At 68.0% G+C, this 15,551-nt stretch carries 14 protein-coding genes; 9 read left to right on the top strand and 5 right to left on the bottom strand.

The features are described 5' to 3' along the window. Positions 1 to 199 precede the first annotated feature (199 nt). The 3 genes from FBZ83_RS29625 (at position 200) to guaB (ending at position 3,596) form a co-directional block, all read left to right on the top strand. Entirely contained in the window at positions 200 to 1,228 is a 1,029-nt protein-coding gene (locus FBZ83_RS29625) for a Ppx/GppA phosphatase family protein (RefSeq protein WP_145690385.1), read from the top strand. 14 nt (positions 1,229 to 1,242) lie between these two features. Beyond that, positions 1,243 to 1,953 carry an RlmE family RNA methyltransferase gene (locus FBZ83_RS29620; RefSeq protein WP_035676587.1) on the top strand — a complete coding sequence of 237 codons (711 nt, stop codon included), beginning with the start codon at positions 1,243 to 1,245 and terminating at the stop codon, positions 1,951 to 1,953. A gap of 164 nt (positions 1,954 to 2,117) precedes the next feature. Further along, positions 2,118 to 3,596, top strand: a complete 1,479-nt coding sequence (guaB, locus tag FBZ83_RS29615; RefSeq protein WP_114857453.1) for an IMP dehydrogenase — start codon at positions 2,118 to 2,120, stop codon at positions 3,594 to 3,596. Positions 3,597 to 3,680: 84 nt separating this feature from the next. Here the strand turns inward: guaB and FBZ83_RS29610 are convergent, their stop codons facing one another. Next, entirely contained in the window at positions 3,681 to 4,442 is a 762-nt protein-coding gene (locus FBZ83_RS29610) for a TrmH family RNA methyltransferase (protein WP_145690383.1), read from the bottom strand. A 321-nt stretch (positions 4,443 to 4,763) separates the two neighbouring features. Between FBZ83_RS29610 and FBZ83_RS29600 the strand changes: the two genes are divergently transcribed. Continuing rightward, the gene (locus FBZ83_RS29600) at positions 4,764 to 5,012 is read left to right on the top strand and encodes a DUF1272 domain-containing protein (RefSeq protein ID WP_186466228.1); all 249 of its coding nucleotides are present in this window, start codon (positions 4,764 to 4,766) and stop codon (positions 5,010 to 5,012) included. Between the two features lie 7 nt (positions 5,013 to 5,019). On the opposite strand, the gene FBZ83_RS29595 is transcribed toward FBZ83_RS29600, so the two are convergent. Both FBZ83_RS29595 and mltA read right to left on the bottom strand, forming a co-directional pair. Further along, a complete protein-coding gene (locus tag FBZ83_RS29595) occupies positions 5,020 to 5,538 on the bottom strand; it encodes a GNAT family N-acetyltransferase (RefSeq protein WP_145690381.1) in 519 nt (172 codons plus the stop codon). Between the two features lie 13 nt (positions 5,539 to 5,551). Continuing rightward, the gene (gene mltA / locus FBZ83_RS29590; protein ID WP_247888536.1) at positions 5,552 to 6,694 is read right to left on the bottom strand and encodes a murein transglycosylase A; all 1,143 of its coding nucleotides are present in this window, start codon (positions 6,692 to 6,694) and stop codon (positions 5,552 to 5,554) included. 301 nt (positions 6,695 to 6,995) lie between these two features. Here mltA and FBZ83_RS29585 point away from each other — a divergent pair, with 301 nt between their 5' ends. After that, positions 6,996 to 8,342 carry an RsmB/NOP family class I SAM-dependent RNA methyltransferase gene (locus FBZ83_RS29585; RefSeq protein ID WP_145690376.1) on the top strand — a complete coding sequence of 449 codons (1,347 nt, stop codon included), beginning with the start codon at positions 6,996 to 6,998 and terminating at the stop codon, positions 8,340 to 8,342. A 49-nt stretch (positions 8,343 to 8,391) separates the two neighbouring features. Here the strand turns inward: FBZ83_RS29585 and FBZ83_RS32185 are convergent, their stop codons facing one another. Beyond that, complete coding sequence (locus FBZ83_RS32185) at positions 8,392 to 9,618, bottom strand: hypothetical protein (protein ID WP_247888535.1); 1,227 nt, start codon at positions 9,616 to 9,618, stop codon at positions 8,392 to 8,394. 884 nt (positions 9,619 to 10,502) lie between these two features. On the opposite strand from FBZ83_RS32185, the gene FBZ83_RS32180 reads away from it, so the two are divergent. The 4 genes from FBZ83_RS32180 to guaA all read left to right on the top strand — a co-directional run bounded on the left by FBZ83_RS32180 (position 10,503) and on the right by guaA (position 14,800). Continuing rightward, a complete protein-coding gene (locus FBZ83_RS32180) occupies positions 10,503 to 11,336 on the top strand; it encodes a calcium-binding protein (protein ID WP_247888534.1) in 834 nt (277 codons plus the stop codon). A 176-nt stretch (positions 11,337 to 11,512) separates the two neighbouring features. Then, on the top strand, positions 11,513 to 12,532 hold the full coding sequence (locus tag FBZ83_RS29565) for a purine-nucleoside phosphorylase (protein ID WP_145690375.1): 1,020 nt from the start codon (positions 11,513 to 11,515) through the stop codon (positions 12,530 to 12,532). A gap of 124 nt (positions 12,533 to 12,656) precedes the next feature. Next, complete coding sequence (locus tag FBZ83_RS29560) at positions 12,657 to 13,214, top strand: GNAT family N-acetyltransferase (RefSeq protein ID WP_145690369.1); 558 nt, start codon at positions 12,657 to 12,659, stop codon at positions 13,212 to 13,214. Positions 13,215 to 13,249: 35 nt separating this feature from the next. Next, on the top strand, positions 13,250 to 14,800 hold the full coding sequence (gene guaA / locus FBZ83_RS29555; protein ID WP_145690367.1) for a glutamine-hydrolyzing GMP synthase: 1,551 nt from the start codon (positions 13,250 to 13,252) through the stop codon (positions 14,798 to 14,800). 177 nt (positions 14,801 to 14,977) lie between these two features. Here guaA and FBZ83_RS29550 read toward each other — a convergent pair whose 3' ends face one another. After that, on the bottom strand, positions 14,978 to 15,550 hold the full coding sequence (locus tag FBZ83_RS29550) for a hypothetical protein (protein WP_145690364.1): 573 nt from the start codon (positions 15,548 to 15,550) through the stop codon (positions 14,978 to 14,980). Between the last annotated feature and the right edge of the window lies 1 nt (position 15,551).

Genomic DNA, 15,551 nt, shown 5'->3' with positions numbered 1-15,551 from the left:
GACCGTCGCCGGGGCGGCGCTGCGGCACGCCCCGTCGTGGGCCGCCCTTTTAGCAAAGCGGACAGGGCTTGTATAGCCCTTTTTTCGGCTCCGGTGCCGGGGTGTGGGCCTGTGGACACAATTCAAGACCAATCGTGGGCTTTCACTGGGACGTGAAACCGGGTTAAGATGACTCCCTTAAGCATGGCGGGGAGGAGACGTGGACCTTCAGGTGCACAGCGAGCGGCAGAACGACACCGGACGGTTGCGTTCGTCGGCGCCTGCGCGCCCGGTCTTTGCGGCCCTCGACCTCGGCACCAACAATTGCCGACTCCTGATCGCCCGGCCAATTCCCGGTGGTTTCCGTGTCATCGACGCCTTCTCGCGGATCGTCCGGCTGGGCGAAGGGCTGACGCGGAACGACCGGCTGTCCGACTCGGCGATGGAACGCACCCTCACGGCCCTGAAGATCTGCGGGTCCAAGATCGAGCGGCGCGGAGTCACCGCAGCGCGCGCCGTGGCGACCGAGGCCTGCCGCCGTGCCCGGAACTGCAGCGAGTTCATCGACGCGGTGGAGCGGGAAACCGGCATCGCCATCGAGATCATCTCCAGCCAGGAGGAAGGGCGCCTTGCGCTCGCCGGTTGCGCGTCCCTGCTCGACCCGAACGTGCCCTATGCGGTGGTGTTCGACATCGGTGGGGGTTCGACCGAGCTGATGTGGCTGGCGGTGGAGCGCGGACGGCCCCCGCGCATCCTCGACCAGACCTCCATCCAGTGCGGCGTGATCGGGCTGACCGAGCAGTTCGGCGGTGCGGACGCCGACCGCGGCATGTATCGGCGCATGGTGGAGGAGGTGGCGTCGGCCATCGCCTCCTTCGAGGAGCGCAACGGCATCCGCGAGCGGGTCCTGGCCGGGCAGGTGCAGATGCTCGGCACCTCCGGCACGGTGACGACGCTGGCCGGGGTGCATCTCGGCCTCTGCCGCTACGACCGGCGGGCGGTGGACGGCAGCTTTCTGCGCATCGACCACGCCCGCGCGGTCATCGAACGTCTCGTGGCGCTGGACTTCGACGGGCGGGCGCGGCATCCCTGCATCGGACAGGACCGCGCGGATCTGGTGATCGCCGGATGCGCGGTGCTGGACGCGCTGTGCGACTGTTGGCCGGTGGAGCGCCTGCGCATCGCCGACCGCGGCTTGCGCGAGGGCATCCTCGTGGAGCTGATCGGGTCGACGCGGCAAATCTATTAAGGAAATGTGAGACCATGGTTGGAAAGCCTCCGTCCTCCTCGACGCCGGGTGGGCGCCGTGCCACCGTCCGCGTGAAGTCTGCGGCCAAGCGCACCACCTCCTCGGCCCGCTGGCTGGAGCGGCATCTGAACGACCCCTACGTGCACGAGGCGACGAAGCGCGGCTTCCGCTCCCGCGCCGCCTTCAAGCTGCTTCAGCTGGACGAGAAGTTCCATCTCCTGGGGCCGGGCAAGCGCGTGGTCGACCTCGGCGCCGCCCCCGGCGGCTGGACCCAGGTGGCGGTGGACAAGGTGCAGACCGGGCGCGAAGGCTGGAAGGTCGTCGGGCTGGACATCCTGCCCATGGACCCGGTGCCCGGCGCCACCACCATGCAGGCCGACTTCTTGGAGGAAGGCGCCGCCGAGCGTCTGAAGGAGGCGCTGGGCGGCCCCGCCGACGTGGTGCTGAGCGACATGGCCGCCCCGACCATCGGGCACCAGTCCACCGACCATCTGCGCATCATGGCGCTGGCCGAGGCCGCCTACGACTTCGCGGAGGAGGTTCTGGCCCCCGGCGGGGCGTTCGTCGCCAAGCTGTTCCAGGGCGGGGCGGAGAAGTCCCTGCTGGAGCGGCTGAAGCGTGATTTCACCACGGTGCGCCACGCCAAGCCGCCGGCCAGCCGTGCCGAATCCTCCGAAACCTATGTGGTCGCCACCGGTTTCCGTGGGGCCAACATGAACGACTAGGTCCACCTCCGGCTGCGGTCCGTTCGCGCAGGTCATGGCTGGCTTGCGCGGATGAGGCCCGGCACACGACAGTTTGTGGTTCAGGCGCCTTCACAAGCCCACGGTCTTGTGTATAGTGCGCCAAATTTTTTTCCGGCCCCTTTTTATCTCCCGGGAGACCGCCGATGGCCCGCTCGTCCACGATCCGCGAAGCTCTGACCTTCGACGACGTCCTCTTGGTTCCGGCCGAAAGTTCGGTCCTGCCGAACGAGGTGGACACCCGGACGCGCCTGACCAAGACCATCGAATTGGGCATCCCGCTGATGTCCTCCGCGATGGACACCGTGACCGAAAGCAGCCTCGCCATCGCCATGGCCCAGGCCGGCGGCATCGGCGTGGTCCACCGCAACCTGACCATCGAGCAGCAGGCCGAGGAGGTCCGCAAGGTCAAGCGGTACGAGTCCGGCATGGTGGTCAACCCGATCACCATCACGCCGGGCCAGACGCTGGCCGACGCGCTCCAACTCATGGCCGACTACCGCATCTCCGGCATCCCGGTGGTGGAGAGCCGCGATTCCCGCGGCAGCGGCAAGCTGGTCGGCATCCTGACCAACCGCGACGTCCGCTTCGCCACCAACCCGAACCAGCCGGTCAGCGAGTTGATGACCAAGGACGTGGTGTCGGTGCGCGAGGGCGTCAGCCAGGACGAGGCCAAACGCCTGATCCATCAGCACCGCATCGAGAAGCTGCTGGTGGTGGACGAGGCTCACCGCTGCATCGGCCTCATCACGGTCAAGGACATGGAGAAGGCCCAGGCCTACCCCAACGCCTGCAAGGACGCCCAGGGCCGTTTGCGCGTCGCCGCCGCCACCGGCACCGGCTCGGACGGGCTGCGCCGTGCCGAGGCGCTGTTCGACGCCGGCGTCGACGTTCTTGTGGTCGACACCGCCCACGGCCATTCGCTGAAGGTGCTGGACCAAGTACGCGCCGCGCGCAACATGTCCAACTACACCCAGGTGATCGCCGGCAACGTGGCGACCGCCGAGGCGGCGAAGGCGCTGGTCGATGCCGGCGCGGACGCCGTGAAGGTCGGCATCGGCCCCGGCTCCATCTGCACCACCCGCATCGTGGCGGGCGTCGGCGTGCCGCAGCTCACCGCCATCATGGACGTGGTCGAGGCCTGCGAAAAGATGGGCATCCCGGTGATCGCCGACGGCGGCATCAAGTTCTCGGGCGACCTCGCCAAGGCCATCGCGGCGGGCGCCAGCGTGGCGATGCTCGGCAGCCTGTTCGCCGGCACCGACGAGAGCCCCGGCGAGGTCATCCTCTACCAGGGCCGCTCCTACAAGAGCTACCGCGGCATGGGCTCGGTGGGCGCCATGGCCCGCGGCTCGGCCGACCGCTACTTCCAGCAGGAAGTCTCGACCATGAAGCTGGTGCCGGAAGGCGTCGAAGGCCGCGTGCCCTACAAGGGGCCGGTGTCGGCGGTGATCCACCAGCTCGTCGGCGGCCTGCGCGCGGCCATGGGCTACACCGGCAGCCAGTCCATCGCCGAGATGCAGACGAAGTGCGAGTTCGTCCGCATCACCAACGCCGGCCTGCGCGAGAGCCACGTCCACGACATCACCATCACCAACGAGTCGCCGAACTACCGTCAGGGCTGATCGGACGCTCCTTTGGGGTGAAGGTCGAGAAGGCGAGGGGCGTTCCCCTCGCCTTTTTCATGTCCGGGTTTCAGCGTTTCTCTGTCAGCGGTTGGCGGCGAAGTGGCTGAACAGCGCCACGCTGGCCGCAACGGTGGCGTTGAGGGATTCCACGGCGCCCGTGGTCGGGATGGACAGGCGCTGGACGGGCAGGGCGGCGGGAATGCCCTGGCCCTCCTCGCCCAGCACCAGACGAACGTCGCGCGGCCAGCGGTAGGCCGCCATGTCGGCGCCACCGGCATCCAGGGCGACCAGCGGCCCGGCGGCCCGGTTCACATCCTCCCACCGGCCGCCGCGCAGCAGGGTCAGCTCGAACTGGGCGTTCGACGCGGCGCGCAGGCATTTGGGGTGGTAGGGGTGCGCCGCCCCGTCGAGCAGGATCACCCGCCGCGCGCCGAAAGCGGCGGCGCTGCGCAGCAGGGCGCCGAGGTTGTTGGGATCGCCGAGCGCGCAGATCAACTCCAGCCCCTGCGGCGGTTGCGACAGGTCGATCAACGGCGTGTCCGGCACCGTGCCGACGAGCAGGGGAAAGCCGGTGCCAGGAGCGTCCAGCGTGCGGAACAGGGCGGGAGCGAGTTGAACGATCTCCAGCCCCGCGGGCAGGCGCCAGCCCTCGGCCTGCGCCGGGTCGGTGACGAGCAGGGTGGAGAAGCGCTCCGGCCAGCGGGCCAGCGCTTCCGGCACCGTCTTCAGCCCCGCGAGCAGGAACCTGCCCTGTTTCTTCAGGCCGCGGCTCTCCAGCAGCGACTCCCACAGCTTGAACTGCGGATTCTGCGGGCTTTCGATCAGGCGCGGCGGGCGGATCATGCGGGACGGGCTTTCCAGGGCGGGCGGTCGTCAACGTTGCTGCGGACCTTAAGGCGCGGGGCGCCGCGTTGGGAAGGGGCATCAAAGGCCTTTGCCTGGGTTGGCCTTGATAGCCCTCTCCCCTCTGGGGAGAGGGTGGCCCGGAGGGCCGGTGAGGGGGTTCCGCATAGCGGAACGTCCGGCAAAAGTGCACCCCCCTCACCCCAAACCCTCTCCCCAGAGGGGAGAGGGAGCTTCGGAGGCGGGGGCTGCGCCACCGCCTGTTCTCCCACCGCCTTCCCGCTGCTATCATCGCGGAACCACGGAAAGGCGATCCCCATCATGCTTGCGCTGCGGCCCAACTGCGAATGCTGCGACCGGGATTTGCCCCCGGACTCCCGCGATGCCTACATCTGCTCCTTCGAATGCACCTTCTGCGGTGACTGCCGGGATGGGTTGCTCAAGGGGCATTGTCCGAACTGCGGCGGCGAGCTGGTGCGGCGGCCCGTCCGTCCGGCGGCGAAGCTGGCCAACAACCCGGCGTCCACGCAACGGGTGCTCAAGGCCGACGGTTGTCCGCCCGCTTTCTAAACGGTGCTCAATCCAGGCGTCGGCCGAGGAACAGCAGCGCTCCCCGCTGGGTCGCCGTGGTGAAGCCGGCGCGCTGGTAGAAGCTGACGTTCCGCGCGAACACCCCGGTCACCAGATGCAGGCCGGGCAGGCCATCGGCGCGGCAGTCCTCCGCGAAGCGGTCCACCAGCGCCCGCCCGACCCCGTGATCGCGGAAGCCGGGCCGGACGTTGACGTGGAGATGGGCGGGAAAGGCGGCGAAGCGGTCGGCGAAGACTTGGTATTTCGGGATGATGCGGGCGAGGTCCAGCGCCCCCGCGCTGTCCTTGCAGCCGGTCAGATAGCCGATGATGACGCCATCCCCGGCCAAGGCGAACCACACGTCGTCCGGCGCCCGCTCCACATACCAGCCGGTCCAGGTCCGGAAGAAGGCGTCGCGCTCCGCCGCCGAGGCGAAGTCCTTGCGCAGCGTGGACAGGAAGAAGATGTCCTCCAGCGCGGCGAGGGCGGCCTCCCGGTCGGGCAACTCCGGCAATCGTACCAGCATCGGCGACCAGACCTCAGCGGCGTTGCGCCAGCGTGAAGGAGGTGGTGCGCGGCGCCAGCATTGTGTAGCGGCCCTTGGCCTTCATCACGCCGGCGCCCTCCGCGGCCTCCGCCCCGTGGCCCCAGAACAGATCGCCGCGCACCGCCCCCTTGATGGCGCCGCCGGTGTCCTGGGCGACGACGAGACGCTTGATCTCGCCCTGCGGCACCGGCGCCTCGCGCACGTCCAGCCACAGCGGCACGCCGAGCGGGACGTAGCCCGGATCCACGGCGAGGCTGCGGCCCGCCGTCAGTTCCATGTTGCGCGCCCCGCGCGCGCCGACGTCGGGGCGGAGCTGGAAGAAGACGTAGGACGGGTTCAGGTTCATCACCCGCTTGGCCTCGCCGGGATGCTCGGTCAGCCAGCGGCGGATCAGCGGCATGGTCACCTGCTCCGGCGTGGCGTAGCCGATGTAGATCAGGTGCCGCCCGATGGGGACGTAGCGGTGTCCGTTTTGCCCGCCATAGCCCAGAGCCACCACCGACCCGTCCGTCATCCGCACGCGGCCCGACCCCTGGATTTCCAGGAAGAAGGCGTCGATGGGGTCGTCCACCCACAGGATCTCCAGCCCCTTGCCCTTCAGCGCGCCGTCGGTGATGCGGGCGCGGCTGGGCAGGCCGCGTTTGGTCCGCTTGGGCGCCTTGTAGAGGGGGACGTTGTAGCGCTCGGTCCGGGTCCAGCTGCCGCGCAGTTCGACCTCGTAGTAGCCGGTGAACAGGCCCTCCTGCCCCTCGGACAGGGCGACGGGAGTGAAGTGATCCTCGAAGAAGCGGCGGGCCGTTTCGGGCTGGGCGTCGGGCAGGCCGCGCAACGCCTCGCAGATCGGGCGCCAGTCCGACGTGGTGCCAGCGGCGGGGTTGGGGCCGAGCGGCTTGCCGGCCGGCTGCGATGCCACCCAACGGCAGGTGCGATGAAGGGCGGGCAGGGCCTGCGCGTGGTCGTCGTCGATCCAGCCCGGCAGGCCGCGGAAATCCGCGGAGACCTTCTCCATGCCCGGCCGCCAGGACGCTGCGGTGAGGCCGCCGCCCGGTCCCGACCCGGTCGCCGCGTCGCCCGCACAGCCCGCCAGCAGGCCGAACGCAAGAAGGGTGGAGACGCGCGCCAACGCACGCGCCATGACACTGCCGACCGCAGCCGTCATCGCGGACCCCGCACCAGATTTCAAGAAGACGCCGAAGAAGAGGAAGCGCTGGACTTGCCGCCCGCAAGAGAGCCGGCGCAAGAACAACTACCCCTTTTTTGCCTCATTCATGGGATTGCGGTCAACCGCTCTTCGTGCGGATGGTTTCGATCGGGCCGTCTTGTCACAGGGCGCGTGCCCTGGAGCGGCGACTCGAAAGGCTGCCGCGCGTGCGCGGGGGATGACAAGCGCCCCCTGCTCGGGTTATCGAGCAGGGAATCTATCCGAGGACCATCCCATGACCCCCGCCGCCCGCCTTCAGGCGGTCATCGACCTGCTGACCGAGATCGACGAAACCCCGCGCCCCGCCGACGCGGTGATGAGCGCCTATTTCCGCGCCCGCCGCTACATCGGGTCGAAAGACCGCACCGCGGTGGCGCAGACGGCCTACGCGATCCTGCGGCGGCACGCCCGGCTGTGCTGGTGGCTGGAGCGTCAGGGCCATCCGCCAACCCCACGCGCCCGCGCGCTCGCCAACGAGATCCTGGCCGAGGGCAAGGCCGCGGCGACGGTGAAGGCGCTGTTCGGCGCCACCAAGTTCGCCCCGGACCCGCTGGCGCCGGAGGAGGCCAAACTCGCCAACGAGCTGGACACCCACACGCTGGAGCATCCGCAGATGCCGGAGAGCGTGGCCGTGGAATGCCCTCCCTGGGCGGAGGAGCCGATGCGCGCCGCCATGGGCGACCGCTTCGCGGTGGAGATGCGGACGTTGCTGGACTCGGCACCGCTCGACCTGCGCATCAACCCGGTGAAGGCCAACCGCGAGAGCGCGATCAAGGCGCTGGCCCGCGCCCACATCACCGCGGAGCCGACGCAGTGGTCGCCGCTGGGCCTGCGCGTCCAGGGCCGTCCGCCGCTGGGCACCGTGGACGCCTTCAAGGATGGTCTAGTCGAGATCCAGGACGAGGGCTCTCAGCTCGTGGCGATCGCCGTGGCGCCGAAGCCGGGGCAGCAGGTGGTGGATTTCTGCGCCGGGGCCGGCGGCAAGACGCTGGCCATCGCCGCGCTGATGAAGAACAAGGGCCGCGTCGTCGCCTGCGACGTGCTGGCCGGGCGCCTGAAGCGCGCCGCCGAGCGGTTCCGCCGCGCCGGTCTGCACAACATCGAGGCGCACCCGCTGTCCAGCGAGCGCGACCCCTGGGTGAAGCGGCACAAGCGCAAGTTCGACCGCGTTCTGGTCGATGCGCCGTGCAGCGGCACCGGCACCTGGCGCCGCAACCCCGACAGCCGCTGGCGCCAGCTCGGCCCCGGTCTGGCGGAGTTGGTGCCGCTTCAGGCCAACATCCTGGACAGCGCGGCCCGTCTGGTGAAGCCCGGCGGACGGCTGATCTACGCCACCTGCTCCCTGCTGCCGGAAGAGAACGAGAAGCAGGTGGCCGCCTTCCTGGAGACCCATCCCGACTTCACCGTGCTGCCGGTCGCCGAGGTTTGGGCCGAAGAGGAAGCGGGCACCCCGCCCGCCGAAGGGCCGTACCTGCGCCTGACCCCGGCCCGCCACGACACCGATGGCTTCTTCGCCGCCGTGATGGTGCGCAAGGCGGAAGAGGAACCGGTGGAAGCGGCTGACGAAGAAAAGCCCGAGTGACAGGCTGCCGCGCGGCGTCGGCCACGGTGTGGCAAGACGCCCGTGGGGGCTACCGGTAATCGAAAGCCCCCTCGCCGATCAGGCGACGGACGGTGTCGCCGAAGGCGCCGAACGGATTCAGGCTGATGCCAAGATCGGCGATCCTCTTCGCCGAATCGTCGCCTCCCTCCTCAATGGCGAGGAAATAGGCGTTGGCCTGAGCGTCCCTGCCGGTTGCCGGGGAGGATGAAGACGATGGCTTGTCGACGCGGATCGGGGAGTTGTCCGGCTGCGTCGGCCTGTCCGACCGGCGCTGGCCGCGCTCAAGGAGTGGCGCTCCGCCGAGCGCGCGATTAGCGGCTTCCGAATCAAGATCGACGGCGGCAACATCGACCCCGGACTGAGCGAAGCCGACGCGTTTCAAACGTGTCGTCAAACCCTTCGCCACGTCGTCGCTGGTCAGGCCGCCAACGCGCACGGCGTCATCCAGTTTTCGGCGATCATCCTCGGTCAGCGCCTCCTTGAACATGGTGAGGGCATTGCCTTTGAGCGCTTCGGCCAGTTTGAGCGTGAGGCCGGAGTCCGAGGGTTTGTCCGTGACGGCTTGATTGTCCAGGCCGGGCGGCGGCGCGGGCGCGTCGGATTTGCGCCCGACGCCGGGAATGTCCACGGTTTCCGCGAATTTCTGGAACGCGTTGCCGAAGACGGTCCGGTCGAAGCCGAGTTCCTGAAGCTTCTGCTCGGCGGCTTCGCCGGCCGGCGCGTACAGATCCGTGAAGCCGGCGTCCTCCCCCATGGAGGCCAGCGCGGACTTGAAGCCCTGAAAGTTTTTCGTGAATCCACTGGCGTCGCTCAGAATGGCCGTCTGGTCGGTCGGCTTTCCATAGGCGCCACGGGTCGCCGCGATCTCGCCCTTGAACGCGTCCTGGACCGGCTTCAGGCGTTCGTTCATCTCGTCCATCGAGATGTCGCCGCGCTGCTGGGCTTCCTGAATCTCCTGGGTTTTGCGCCCGACCTCGGACAACGCGCCGGACATCCGGCTGCCATAGGCCTGCAGTTTCTGCCAAGCGGCCTCCGAGTCGGCGAGCCGCTGCTTGTCCTCCTCGTCACGGGGGCGTTCCGCGACGTAGCGGTTGAAGGTCGCCTTGGTCGCCAGCGATTTCAGCCCGGTCACCGCGTCTTCGGCGCTGATCTTGCCGGAACTGACGAGCCCTTCCAGCATGCCGCGCGCCTTGGCATCGAGCTGCTTGAACGCGTCGGCGGCGGCCCCGCCCAACGCCTGCCCGAGCTTGCTCACGGACACCGCGTCCGTCTTTCCGCTGCTTCCCGCGCTCAAGGGTTGAGGCCCGAAGGAGCCGTTCCCGGACGGCACAGGTTTCCAGTATCCGACGGCGGACGAGGAAAGAGAGGAAATGTTTGAACTCCCGACCATGGGTTTTCTCCCTGCCTGTCGGTGACGATCAATTCTTTGATTTCAATGAAGCAATAAATGCTAAAACCATATTAATGATCGTTAGGTTTCTAAGTATAAATCCGAAGCAAAGGGGAACTTGTTAGTTCATTAGGTAATTTTATCTCGTGATTCTTGTCTTGAGTGATGGGGCGTGTGGCGGCTTCCCGGCCTGTATGGCTTCCCGTTCTCTTCCAGACGGCACCCATGAAAAGGCTGTCGCAGGACTTGGGCGCGATCAGAGCGGTGAGGCGATTGGCGGTGGAAGGAAAACCGCCGACACCGATCTCGGGCGGAACGCAAGCCGGCTTGCCCTGCCCACCATCGCGGCATGATCGTGCGACACTGCCTTTGCGCTAACGGCTCATTCTCTTTGCACCATTGGACGACCGGCTTCGGCGGCTGGAACGGCGCCGGGAACCTGGGTTGTCGGTCACGCCAATCTTGAAATCATTATTCCTATGGAAAGGCCGCCCTTTTTGCTGCGATAACCCCTTTGGTTGCGCTTTTTCGGCGGAGCGCATACTGTGATATGTATCGCAAAGGAATGAGCGTCAATGGCAAGAAATCCGTACTGGAGTGACAACCTCGCGACCCAGGTGCGTCGGCTTGAGGCGTGGCAGCATCCTGACGCCCATGTGTCATTTGCGAAAAGCAGCTCAACATTCTATGAAAATGACGGCGGCGCCAGAGGCTCCTTCACATCGACCGAAACGCTGGATTTCGTGACGGTGAACCTCTCGACGAACGCCGAATACACGTTTGTGGGGGTCGGGACTTATCAGGTATCCATCAACCTGTACGACTCCGGCGGGTATCTTCTCCTGACGGTGGACGGGGACGACATCGGCTACCGCGATCCCTACCGCGCCGACTCCATCGTCCAATTCCGCCCGGACGCCCCGGGCACCTATTATCTGAGCATCTCCAACTCGTACACGGCCGGCTCCGGCGATTGGGGGCTCGGAGTCGCCGAGGATATCGGTGGCGATGAGAAGAACAGCGGCCCGGCGGCCCCCAGCGTTTCGGTGACCATGAAGCGCACCGTGGGCGGCGTCACCGAGGACGTGAGGGTGGCCGCCTATGACGGGCCGGTTCCCGGTCTGCAATGGACCTTCCTGGGTGACGCCCGCAACGAGGTGCTGGGCGGGTCCGACGGCAACGACTTCATCAACCTGCTGGGCGGAGACGACGCGGCGACGGGCGGCGCCGGCGACGACGTGCTGGACGGCGGATCGGGGTCCAACTGGTTGGTCGGCGGGGCCGGCAAGGACACCTTCTTCGTCGATGGCCGCGGGGGTGTAACGACCTGGTCCACGGTCACCGATCTGGAACGTGGCGAGTTGTCCACCCTGTGGGGCTACAAGGAGGGCGTCTCCAAGCTGTCCTGGGAGGAGATTGGCGGTGCCAGCGGCTACAACGGTGCCACCGTCCACTGCGACATCGATGGCAACGGCACGATCGACGCCAGCATGACCTTCAGCGGAAAAACCGTCGGGGCGATGACGTTCTCGACCGGCACCACCGCCGATGCCAACAGCTACGTCGCCTTCTTCCAGGCCTGAGGCGACCGGCGGGCTTCGCTGTGGCGGCCCCGTTCCCTGCCGCCGACATGATGCGGGTCCGGATCGCCGCCGCCACTCATGCGGGGACACACGGAGGGGCCTGCTGATTTGTAGCGGGTCATAGCGTGAGGTTTGCGGTTAGGGTGCGACCTTTCCCCGCATGTTGGAGCGCAATGATGTGGAACACGTCCCGCTGGCGGAGCGCCGCCCTGTCCGCCCTTTTCCTGTTGGGGCTGGGCACTTCCGCCGAGGCGGCTGAGCCGGTCAAGGTCAAGGTGTTCGTCGGCGCCATGTTCGAGATCGGCAAGAACACCGGCGACCGCGCCGGAGAGTTCCAGAACTGGTACGAGCGCTACTGGCAGTCCGCCGAGCCGATCGCCGTGAAGGGCGCGCTGAACCCCGTCTACTGCAACGCCGACGGCGTCTGCGGCGCGGTCCTGGGGATGGGCAAGGTCAGCTCCTCCGCGTCCATGCAGGCGATCCTGCTGAACCCGCAGCTCGACCTGTCGCAGGCCTATTTCATCATCTCCGGCGTGGCCGGCACGCCGCCGTCGCGCGGCACCATCGCCGAGGTCAACTGGGCGACTTGGTTGGTGGATTACGATCTGGGCCACCGCTGGGCACCGGAGGAGGGCAAGCCGGGCGAGCCGACCTTCATGCCGCGCAAGGGCTACGAGTCCGTCCGCCTGTTCCAGATGAACCCGACGCTGGTGTCCTGGGCGATGAAGCTGACCGGTGATACGCCGCTGAAGGATTCCGACAGCGCCCGTGCCTACCGCCAGCGCTATCCGCAGGATGCCGCCCGGCGCGCGCCCTTCGTCGGCACCGGTACGCACATGACCGGCGACACCTTCTTCCACGGCCCCGGCATGTCCGAGCAGGCGCAGTACATCGCGAAGCTCTATGGCGCCGACGATTACGTCATCACCGAGATGGAGGCCGCGGCGATCACGCTGGTCATCAAGCGGACGCTGGGCTCCGACCGGGTGATGAGCTTGCGTGGCGCGGTCAACTTCGACCAGGGCAACCCCAAGGAAACCACGCTGGAGCATCTCGACCCGAAGCCGGGCGAAACCGCCGGCGGCTTCGCCGAGACGGTGGAGAACGTGGCGGTGGTCGGTGCGCGCATGACCGACCACATCGTGTCCCACTGGGACCAGTGGCAGGCGGGCGTTCCGGCCCTTCCGGCCCAGTAACCCGAAGGCCGGCGGTGCGGCGGCCGTCCACCGTCGCTCCGTTCCGGCCCATTTGGCTGACTGGACATCCTCCAGCCCGGCTCCCAGTTTCCAATGGGGTGGGAAACGGGTCCGGAGATGTCCCATGGATGAAGCGCTGGTGATTCGCGACGCGCGGCCGTCGGACGCGGTGGGCATCGCCAAGGTCCATGTCGCCACGTGGCAATCCACCTATCCGGGGCTCGTCCCCGATGCCTACCTCGTCAACCTGTCGGAAGCCGCCGCGGCGATGCGCTGGCACAACGCCGTCCAGGCGCACGGGCCGGGGCAGGGCGCCCTGGTCGTGGCGGACGCTGCGGACTCGGTGGTGGGATTCGCCACCTACGGCGGGCGCCGCATTCCCGTCGAGGGGTACGAGGGGGAATTCTACGCCCTCTACCTGCTGGACGAGGTGCAGGGGCGGGGGCATGGCCGCCGCCTGATGGCGACGATGGCGGAGCGGCTTCAGGAGGGCGGCAAGCGCACCGCCGTGGTCTGGTGCCTGCGCGAGAATCCGGCCCGCTGGTTCTACGAGCGGCTGGGCGGTGTCCGCGTGGCGGAGCGGCCGATCCGCTTCGCCGGGAAGGAACTGGTGGAGATCGCCTATGGCTGGCGCGACCTCGCGCCGCTTGCACGCTTGTCCACGGGCCCCGAAATGCGGTAGTCAGGGGCTTGTCCCCCCGCATCAGGTTGTCGTCCATGTCCGCCGAGCGCGTTCTCATCCTCGATTTCGGGTCGCAGGTGACCCAGCTCATCGCCCGCCGCGTCCGCGAAGCCGGCGTCTATTGCGAAATCCATCCGTTCAGCATGAGCGAGGAGCGGATTCGCGAGTACGCGCCGAAGGCGATCATCCTGTCGGGCAGCCCGGCCTCCGTCACCGAAGAGAACGGCCCGCGCGCGCCGGAGCTGGTCTTCACGCTGGGCGTTCCGGTCCTGGGCATCTGCTACGGCCAGCAGACGATGTGCCACCAGCTCGGCGGCACCGTGTCGGGCTCCGACCACCGCGAGTTCGGCCGCGCCTTCATCGAGGTGAAGCAGACCTGCGCCCTGTTCGACGGGCTGTGGGCGGTCGGCTCGCGCGAGCAGGTGTGGATGAGCCACGGCGACCGCGTCACCGCCCTGCCGGACGGCTTCCAGGCGGTGGCGGTCAGCGACGGCGCGCCCTTCGCCGCCATCGCCGACGACGCCCGCCAGTTCTACGGCGTGCAGTTCCACCCGGAGGTCGTGCACACCCCGCACGGCGCGCAGCTCCTGTCGAACTTCGTGCACCGCGTCGCGGGCCTGAAGGGCGACTGGACGATGGCCGCCTTCAAGCAGCAGGCCATCGAGAAGATCCGCGCCCAGGTCGGCACCGGCAAGGTGATCTGCGGTCTGTCGGGCGGCGTCGATTCCTCGGTGGCCGCCGTGCTGATCCATGAGGCCATCGGCGACCAGCTCACCTGCATCTTCGTCGACACCGGCCTGATGCGCGCCGGCGAGGCGGAGGAGGTGGTGACGCTGTTCCGCGACCACTACAACATCCCGCTGGTCCACCGGAACGCGTCCGAGCTGTTCCTGGGCAAGCTGGCCGGCGTCACCGACCCCGAGCAGAAGCGCAAGATCATCGGCGGCCTGTTCATCGAGGTGTTCGACGAGGAGAGCGCCAAGGTCGGCGGCGCGCAGTTCCTGGCCCAGGGCACGCTGTACCCCGACGTGATCGAGAGCGTGTCCTTCACCGGCGGCCCCTCGGTCACCATCAAGTCGCACCACAACGTCGGCGGCCTGCCGGAGCGCATGAAGCTGAAGCTGGTGGAGCCGCTGCGCGAGCTGTTCAAGGACGAGGTCCGGGCGCTCGGCCGCGAACTCGGCCTGCCGGCCGCCTTCATCGGGCGCCACCCGTTCCCCGGCCCCGGCCTCGCCATCCGCGTCCCCGGCGAGATCACCCCGGAGAAGCTGGACATCCTGCGCAAGGCCGACACGGTCTATCTGGAGGAGATCCGCAACGCCGGCCTCTACGACGCGATCTGGCAGGCCTTCGCGGTGCTGCTGCCGGTGCGCACCGTGGGCGTGATGGGCGACGGGCGCACCTACGACCATGTGCTGGCGCTGCGCGCGGTGACCTCCACCGACGGCATGACCGCCGACTGGTATCCGTTCCCGCACGACTTCCTGGCCCGCGTGTCGAACCGCATCGTCAATGAGGTGCGCGGCGTCAACCGCGTCGTCTACGACATCACCTCGAAGCCGCCCGGCACGATCGAGTGGGAGTGACGCTCAAGGTTTCGGCGGCGCGGCAGCCGGTTCGGTTGCCGCCCGGATAGGGCTGGGGCACATCCGCTGTGGGGAGGTCCGTGGGGACACCCCCGCGGCGGAGACGCCGGAAGGAGCGGGCTCGATCACCAAGCCGTGGTCCGGGGCCCTTGGGCGCGGCCGTCCCACGCGGGTGCGTCACATCCGGATCGGGCGGCCGAGATTCGACAGCCGCTTCGTCGGCTTCGGCGGTGTCGGGGAATCCGAGAAATCGGGCAGGCTCGGCGCGCGGCTGATGACCTTGCGGATCATGACGCCGGTCGCCTCCAGGTCCTCGATCACCGTGGCCGACACGCGGCCGGCGTAATGCGGGCGGTCCAGCTTGCCGCGCATCTCCTCGATGATCCTCAATTCCGGCTCGAACAGCTCGCGCGCCCCGATGGGAAGCGCCTGATCGTCCCGCATGCGTTCGAAGTAATTCCGAGTGGCGCGGGCCAGCAGGCCGGTCAGCAGCAGGTCGATCCGCTCGAACTCCGTGCGCAGGTCGGCCAGCTTGGCCGTGTTGACGGTGGTCAGGCGCTCTTCCGTTAGGGCGACGAGGGCACGCACCTCCTCCACCTTGCGGCGGAAGCCGAGGAAGGAGGAGAAACGGTCCTCCTCAATGTCGCGCTGCGCGCGCGCTCCCAAAGCGATGGCTTCGCCGGCCTGCTGCTCGATGGCCGTCAGCAGTTCTTCGATCGCTCTGCGGCCGCTGTCCTGTCCCCAGACCATC

Origin of the sequence: Azospirillum brasilense (genome assembly GCF_007827815.1) — a bacterium.
In the GTDB taxonomy this organism is placed as follows: domain Bacteria; phylum Pseudomonadota; class Alphaproteobacteria; order Azospirillales; family Azospirillaceae; genus Azospirillum; species Azospirillum brasilense_C.
This window is presented reverse-complemented; position numbering and strand designations above follow the sequence as displayed.